Source organism: Lactococcus sp. S64 (assembly GCF_016516525.1).
In the GTDB taxonomy this organism is placed as follows: domain Bacteria; phylum Bacillota; class Bacilli; order Lactobacillales; family Streptococcaceae; genus Lactococcus; species Lactococcus lactis.
Map to the genome: position 1 here is coordinate 127,479 of NZ_JACVUQ010000006.1, position 8,003 is coordinate 135,481.

Below are 8,003 nucleotides of genomic sequence, written 5' to 3' on the forward strand. Positions count from 1 at the left end.
GACAAGTCTGTCAGTAATAAATATGCCAAAGAGGAAGAAAAATGACAGAAAATAGTACACAAGAAGTCGTCAAAGACCTCGAAGAATATAAATTTGGATTTCACGATAATGCAGAACTTGAATTCACAACAGGTTTAGGTTTGACCGAAGAAGTTATTCGCGAAATTTCTGAAACAAAAAATGAACCTGAGTGGATGTTAGAGTTTCGTCTGAAATCTTTTGAAGCTTTTAAAAAATTGGACATGCCAAAATGGGGCCCAGATCTTTCTGGTATTGATTTTAATGATATTGTTTATTATCAAAAACCATCAGCAAAAGCTGCGCGTTCTTGGGAAGACGTTCCTCAAGAAATCAAAGACACTTTTGAAAAAATTGGTATTCCAGAAGCGGAACGTTCATATTTGGCAGGAGCTTCTGCTCAATATGAATCAGAAGTTGTTTATCATAATATGAAAGATGAATTTGAAAAATTAGGAATTATTTTCACTGACACCGATTCAGGATTACGTGACTATCCAGAAATTTTCAAAAAATATTTCAGTAAACTCGTTCCACCAACGGATAACAAATTGGCAGCCTTAAATTCTGCCGTTTGGTCTGGTGGGTCATTTGTCTATGTTCCTAAAGGAGTCAAATGTGAGATTCCGATTCAAGCCTATTTCCGTATTAACAACGAAAAATCAGGACAGTTTGAGCGGACATTGATTATTGTTGAAGAAGGGGCATCTATTCAGTACGTTGAAGGATGTACTGCACCAACTTACTCCGCAAGTTCACTTCATGCAGCAGTGGTTGAAATCTTTGTTGAAGAGGGTGGTTATATGCGCTACTCTACTATTCAAAACTGGTCAGATAACGTCTATAATCTGGTTACCAAACGTGCTGCTGCAGAAAAAAATGCGACGGTTGAATGGATTGACGGAAACTTAGGGTCAAAAGTATCCATGAAATACCCAGCCGTTCATTTGAATGGACCAGGAGCGCGTGGAACAATGCTCTCAATCGCTTTTGCTGGAGCAAATCAAAATCAAGACACAGGTGCTAAAATGATTCATAACGCACCAAATACTTCAAGTTCAATCATTTCTAAGTCTATTGCCAAAAATGGTGGAGCAGTCAATTACCGTGGACAAGTTACTTTTGGAAAAAATTCTAAAAAATCTGCTTCTCATATTGAATGTGACACAATTTTAATGGATGATTTATCAAAATCAGATACCGTACCATTCAATGAAATTCATAATTCACAAGTTGCCTTGGAACACGAGGCGAAGGTGTCAAAAATTTCAGAAGAACAACTCTATTATTTGATGAGTCGTGGACTCACAGAAAAAGAAGCAACTGACATGATTGTCATGGGCTTCATTGAACCCTTTACCAAAGAATTGCCAATGGAATACGCTGTTGAATTAAATCGCTTGATTTCTTATTCAATGGAGGGTTCTATCGGGTAAGTTTCTCTAAAACTTTAGGAAAAGTCGAAATAAAAACGTTTCTGAATAAAGAAACGTTTTTTTGTTTATTAATGAGCATGAGAGCTCAATAAAATCGGGTAGAATAGGGCAAAATATTAGGTTTGTGAATACAAAGAAAAAAGCAAGTAATCAAAATGAAATTATTCTTTTGTTTTAATACTTATATTTTTCAATTATAGGTCAATTGAATTATTGACATAACAAAATCGTTGTGATAAAATATACTTGTAAAAAGTTAAGGTCTATATATTATAAAATTAAGGTAATAAGTTTCATTAATTACATATATATTAAAAATTTAAGGAGATTTAAAATGGGAGCTATTTCTGTAACGCCAGCTGAGCTAAAACAACAAGCACAAGTTTACATTCAATCTAAAGAGCAAATTGAACAAGCGATTCAACGTGTGAATTCTATGAATTCAACAATCGCTGAAGAGTGGAAAGGTCAAGCATTCCAAGCATACTTAGAACAATACAATCAATTAGAACAAAATGTTCGAAAATTTGAAGAATTGCTTGAAAGTATCAATCAACAGTTGAATAAATACGCAGATACTGTTGAAGAACGCGATGCACAAGATGCTCAAAGTTTTGGATTTTAATGATGAGCACCCTCTGCGGTGCTCTTTTATTTTGAGACTTTCTAAGGGTGAAGCGGAGAAATACAAGGAGTATAAGGAATCATAAGCCTTATTTTATGGAGATTAAATGAAAAAACAAAAAGTATTTTTTATTTTCAGTGGACTATTATTTCTATTTTATAGTCCTTTTGCTGTTTCTGCCGATAGTGACGGAAGCTTGCAACTTAATTCTGATATGATTACCACTCAGTCAGGAGCCGGTTCAAGCACTTCTGATTTCGCAATACGCTCTCAACTTTTCTCAAAAGATTTAGATAAAAAAGCACAAGAAAAAGTAAAAAGTGGCGAGGAAGCAACTAAACACATTGACGAAATAGATTTCAACAAAGAAAGTCAAAATAAATTATATAAGGCAAATTATCAAAGTCTTAAAACAGAATTATTTAAAAATTACAGTCAAACAAATGTTGCGTCAAATGATTCAAAGGAAACTTCCAAAAATAATGGAATGCTCATTCTTTTAATTATGGCACTACCATTAATGATTTTAACTGGATATATTGCTAGAAATTTGACACGTAGGAAGAGAAGGAAATAATGAAAGACCACATTGAAATTAGTTTGGAGTGGCTAGGAAAACAAGTGGATTTAGCTGTTCCCTCAAATGTTACATCAACACGTTTGATTGAATTATTAGCACAAGCCTTTAAAGTTAATAGGCAAAACTTGCCCGAACACTGGAATTTTATTGTTAAAGGAAAATCAGTTGCACTAGGGAGTGGATTGACTTTGAAAGAATTAGGGCTGGGAAATGGCGATATTTTACAGCTCATTGTAGGAGAAAAAGATGAAATTATTTGATGGACAGAACACCCTCACAGCTGAGAGAAAAGACGAACAATTTATTGTCTATTTAACAGGAACACAAGTCAATCAGCAAGAACTAGAATTTATCAAAAGTAAGACAAATCTTGTAAGTTCAGAAGATGAAGAGTTTGCTTTTAAAATTTCTTATCCTTTATCAAATAAAGAAAAAAGTTTGAAATCGCTGATGCTTGAAATGAAATCAGAGCTTGAACGATTAGAATTAGTCTTAAAACTCAAAACTTTAAGCACTCAAAATTCAGGTTATAAAGTCCCTTTTGTTCATCCAGAAAATATCTTTTTCATTGATGGCGACCTGACTTTTATTCATATTGGAATAAGAGATGGAATTGCTCCAATGAACATTGATGATACTCTTGCTCTTTCTCAATATAAAGCATTAACTTTAGCAATCTTGAATCCTAAAATATCATATGATAATTTCGTCAATGGCGAAATGAGCCTAAGAGATAAATTTAGTCAAGCGCTCTCTAATTGTGATTCTTTTGAAGAGGTCCTACATTTAGTAGAAACAAAGCTGACTAAAGAAAGACAAAAAGAAGAAGCAGCCTTAGTTAAAGTTTCTAAAGGCCGTTACAGATTTTTTAAATATGCTGGTTCAGTTGCAGTAGTAGCTGCAATTGCTATGGGAGTTTTGACAATTATTGACCAAAAAACAACTATTCCTAAACAAAAAGCGATTATGACTGCGCAAGCAGATTTCATTACTAGCCACTATGACAAAACTTTGGATGACTTGAAGTCTTATCAACCCAAACAACTTTCTAAGGATGCTCGTTTTGTTTTAGCTTCTTCATCAATTAATTTAGCAAATTTGAGTCAAACCCAAAAGGCGGCCGTTTTAAATAATATTTCATCCACAACGGATGATAATACTTTGAATTATTGGATTTATCAAGGACGTGGTGAATTTGAAAAAGCGCTAAACTTAGCCAAAAATATTGGAGATGACCAATTAACCTTGCTTGCTTATACAGATTTGTACCAAGCTACAAAATTGAATACTTCAATGAATGGTGATGAGAAACAGAAGAAACTTGAAGAATATAACAAACAAATTCAAGAGCTAAGTAAGAGTTTAGGAAAATAATATGAAAGAACTATTTGAATTAGAAAATTCCCAAAATGAGAATCAAAATTTCCTCTATGAAGTGCGCCACCCTGAAGAAATTCTCTATGTTATTTTCATTTTAAAAGACCAGTTAGAACGTGTAACTCTAACCGAATTACAAATGACTAGCACTTATGAGAACTTGATGTTTGGGATTGTAAATGATCATGTTTTAGTAAATGGTGGCAGAGTTTCCACAGGGAAAAATGAAATTGATGGAATAACTTTTCTTGTTTTAGCGGCCCAAGATTTACATACTCACTTCTTAGTTTTGGATAATCAAGAACTAGTCATTAACAATAAAAATGAACATCGTGCAATTCAAACATTGGATGATTCTCTTGTTATTATTGATAACGAAGACGAAAATCATCCAAAAGCCCTTATCAAACCTCTTGGTGATTTTGCTTATTATAATAATGAAAGATTGACTCAGAGCGGTAGTCGAGAAATAAAAGTTGGAGATACTATTCTCACGCCTGATCTTATGGTGGAAAGACGTTCTGAACAATGGAAAGTGACCGCTTTTTCACAAGAAATTATTTTTAATCCCGAATTTTTCTTAGAACAACATCGTAAACTCGAAAAACCACAAGATTTCCCAGAGTATCGTCGTTCACCACGTTTAAATTTAGAAATTCCTGAAGAAAAATTTAAGTATGAAAAGATTGAAGATAAAGAACAAGCACCTAAAGGTGGATTATTAAAAGCAGTTTTGCCACCAGTGGGAATGTTGGCTGCTGGTAGTATCACTACTCTTATGTCTGGCCGTAATCCATTGATGATGATGGCAACCGCTCTTGCCAGTTTGATGACAGTAACCTTTACAGTTACACAATATCGGACCGAGAAAAAAGACCGTTTAGAAAGAGAAAGTCATCGGGAAGAAGACTACCAAGCTTATCTTGCCAAAACAACCTCTAAAATAGGTCAAGCTCATCGCCAAGAAAATGAAATTATTCATTATCAACAACCCTCTCCTCAAGAATTATTGGAGATGATTGAAAAATATGATTCTCGTCTTTATGAACGAATGGTTAATAATAAAGATTTTCTACAAGTTTCATTAGGAACTGGAACTCAACCCTCAGGATTGAAAGTTGAAACAGACTATACTTCGCGTGATGAAGATGAATGGGCAACCCACGTTAAAGCTTTAGTTGAGAAATACAGCCAACAGGAAGATGTTCCTGTCGCTTTGGATTTAAGAAATCAAACCCTAGGTTTAATCGGAAATTATGATGTTTTAAAAAATACGATTTCCAATCTCTATCTGCAAATGGCTTTCTTCCAATCTTATCGTGACCTCAATTTCATTACTCTAGTTCCTGAAAAATCTTACGCAAAAGATTGGCAACAATGGCGTTTCCTTCCACATTTTAAAGTACAAGGGATTAATACACGTGGAATTGTACACAATGCAAAATCACGAGATATTATTCTATCAAGTTTTTATCAAATTATTAACTCAAGAAAACAAGAATTAAATGCGGCTGGTCGTGAAAAACCAACTTTCCTCCCTCATTTCGTCTTTACAATATTTGATGATTCTTATCTTGCAGGTCATGGACTTAATGAATTCCTCGCTGAGGATATGTCTGATTTGGGTGTGACAGTAATTTGGGCTAAAGAGGATAAAAAACTATTACCTGAAACCATCACAGCTCTTGTTGAGGTCAAAAATCAACAAGCCGGTGTTTTGATTCAAGATAATGGACTTCATTTAGACAAAGTATATAAACCCTATCCTCAACTTGAAAGTAAAGAAAACTTTGAAGTCGTTCTTCGTCAAATGTCCAGCTTAGAGCATATGGAAGTAGAAAAAAATGCCATTCCTGAGCGCTTAAGTTTGCTTGAACAATATCTTGTCGAAACGGTTGAAGATTTAAATATCTCTGAGCGTTGGGCACAAGCGGAACCAAGTAAATCAATTGCATCTATGATAGGATGGAAAGGGAAAAAAGAATTCGCCTTTTGGGACTTACATGAGCAAGTGCATGGTCCACATGCGATTGTTGGGGGAACTTCTGGTTCTGGTAAATCTGAATTCTTAACAACTTTCTTAATGGGGCTTGCCATTAACTTTTCACCAGAAGACATCGGAATGTTGATTATCGACTGGAAAGGGGGAGGAATTGCGGATACTCTAGCTGACCTTCCTCATTTCATGGGTTCAATCACGAACTTAGACGGTGCCGGAACAGCAAGAGCCTTAGCCTCTATCAATGCCGAACTCAAAAAACGTCAACGTGAATTTAGAGAGTACGGAGTAAGTAATATTGCTGGCTATACCAAACTCTATCGTGAACGTAACAATCCACGCGAGGGTGTGAATTATCCACATAAACCACTGCCACACTTGATGCTTGTTTCCGACGAATTTGCGGAATTGAAAGAAAATGTTCCAGAATTCCTAGATGAATTGACCTCAGTTGCACGTATTGGACGTTCTCTTGGAGTTCACTTGATTCTTGCAACTCAAAAACCGGATGGTGTCGTCAATGACCAAATTGACGCCAATGCCAAATCTAAAGTTGCCCTCAAAATGTCAGACGAGGCCAATTCTAAAGCCTTGATTAAAACAGGCGATGCTGCTCACATTACTAATGCGGGACGTGGTTATCTTCGAGTGGGGGAAAGTGAAGTTTATGAACTCTTCCAATCAGGCTATGGTGGTGTTGATTACAACCCTCATGCAACAACAGAAGAAATCAAAGATGAGCGGATTTACCGTGTCAATGAATCTGGACAATGGGAATTGCTTTATGACCCACGTGAAGACCTTATTGACCAAGGAGCGGTCAAAGAAGATGTACCGACACAATTAGAAGCAACCATTGCTGAAATCGTCAAAAACTTTGAGCATTCAAGTTATACGAAACCTGATAAACCATGGCTACCAAACCTTGGTGAAGCCATTGTCACAATGAAACCAAAAGCTAAGAAAAAACGAAATCTTTCAATTCCTTTGGGATTATTGGATATTCCAAGTATGCAAAGTCAAGAAGTTTACAACTATAATTTAGAAGAAACTTCTCATACTGTCATCTTCTCTAGCCCTGGATTTGGTAAGTCAGTTACCCTTCAAACCATGGTGATGAACTTGGCTCGTCAAAACACGCCTGAACAAGTACAATTTAATTTATTTGATTTTGGAACAAATGGACTCTTACCACTTAAAAATCTCCCTCATGTCGCAGATATTGTAACTTTAGAAGAAAATGAAAAGTTACAAAAAATGCTCCATCGTTTAGAACAAAATTTAGCAGAACGTAAAGCACTCTTCAAAAAAGAAGGAGTGGCAAATCTCAATCAATATCAAGCTAAAGCAAAACGAGAACTTCCAATTCTTGTAAATGTTCTTGATTCATATGATGGATTGAGCCAAAACGACAATCGAAAAGACAATATTGACAATCTGTTAATGAAAGTCTTGCGTGAAGGTGCCGCCGTCGGAATTTATTTGGTTATTACTGCTGGACGTTACAATGCTATTCGTATGAATATGATGGCAAATATCCAAACTAAAATGGCGCTCTTTCTTAATGAAGATGGTGATTTAAGTAATTTATTTGGACGTGACAAGCTAGAGCAAGTAGAGCTTCCAGGACGTGCTCAAATTAAATTAGACCAACCACTTGCCCTCCAAATTTACTTGCCAGTAAAAGGAGAAAGCGAAGTAGAAGTTTTAACCGCACTTGAGCAAGAAATTACAGCAATGAACGACTCTTGGACTGGAAGTTTGCCAGATGAAATTCCAATGGTGCCAGATGATTTAGATGTGAAAACTTTTGATGATTATATTTCAGAAGAATCTGGCAATATGTTGTACTTTGGTCTGAATAAGGCTAGCTCTGAACCAGAAACCTTTGAATTGTACAAAGGTAGAACATTGGGGATTTTCCCTGAATCATCTAAACAAGCAAAATTAATTTATCCTTTTTTGACA

The 8,003-nt window shown here is 35.5% G+C and carries 6 protein-coding genes; all 6 read left to right on the forward strand.

Annotation, left to right across the window (positions count from 1 at the left end):
- Positions 1 to 41: 41 nt before the first annotated feature.
- Positions 42 to 1,454, forward strand: coding sequence for a Fe-S cluster assembly protein SufB (gene sufB / locus IAE51_RS08340; RefSeq protein ID WP_004255207.1), 1,413 nt, complete (start codon positions 42 to 44; stop codon positions 1,452 to 1,454).
- A 334-nt stretch (positions 1,455 to 1,788) separates the two neighbouring features.
- Positions 1,789 to 2,079, forward strand: coding sequence for a WXG100 family type VII secretion target (locus IAE51_RS08345; protein ID WP_011835708.1), 291 nt, complete (start codon positions 1,789 to 1,791; stop codon positions 2,077 to 2,079).
- Positions 2,080 to 2,185: 106 nt separating this feature from the next.
- Positions 2,186 to 2,656 carry a type VII secretion protein EssA gene (essA, locus tag IAE51_RS08350; RefSeq protein ID WP_143459491.1) on the forward strand — a complete coding sequence of 157 codons (471 nt, stop codon included), beginning with the start codon at positions 2,186 to 2,188 and terminating at the stop codon, positions 2,654 to 2,656.
- The gene (locus IAE51_RS08355) at positions 2,656 to 2,919 is read left to right on the forward strand and encodes an EsaB/YukD family protein (protein WP_143459493.1); all 264 of its coding nucleotides are present in this window, start codon (positions 2,656 to 2,658) and stop codon (positions 2,917 to 2,919) included. The genes essA and IAE51_RS08355 overlap by 1 nt, the downstream gene beginning before the upstream one ends.
- Positions 2,906 to 4,033: a type VII secretion protein EssB gene (essB, locus tag IAE51_RS08360; protein WP_200095172.1), complete on the forward strand. Its 1,128-nt coding sequence runs from the start codon at positions 2,906 to 2,908 to the stop codon at positions 4,031 to 4,033. Before IAE51_RS08355 ends, essB begins: the two co-directional genes overlap by 14 nt.
- 1 nt (position 4,034) lies before the next feature.
- Positions 4,035 to 8,003, forward strand: a 3,969-nt coding sequence (gene essC / locus IAE51_RS08365) for a type VII secretion protein EssC (protein ID WP_200095174.1), incomplete at its 3' end; no start/stop codon positions are given.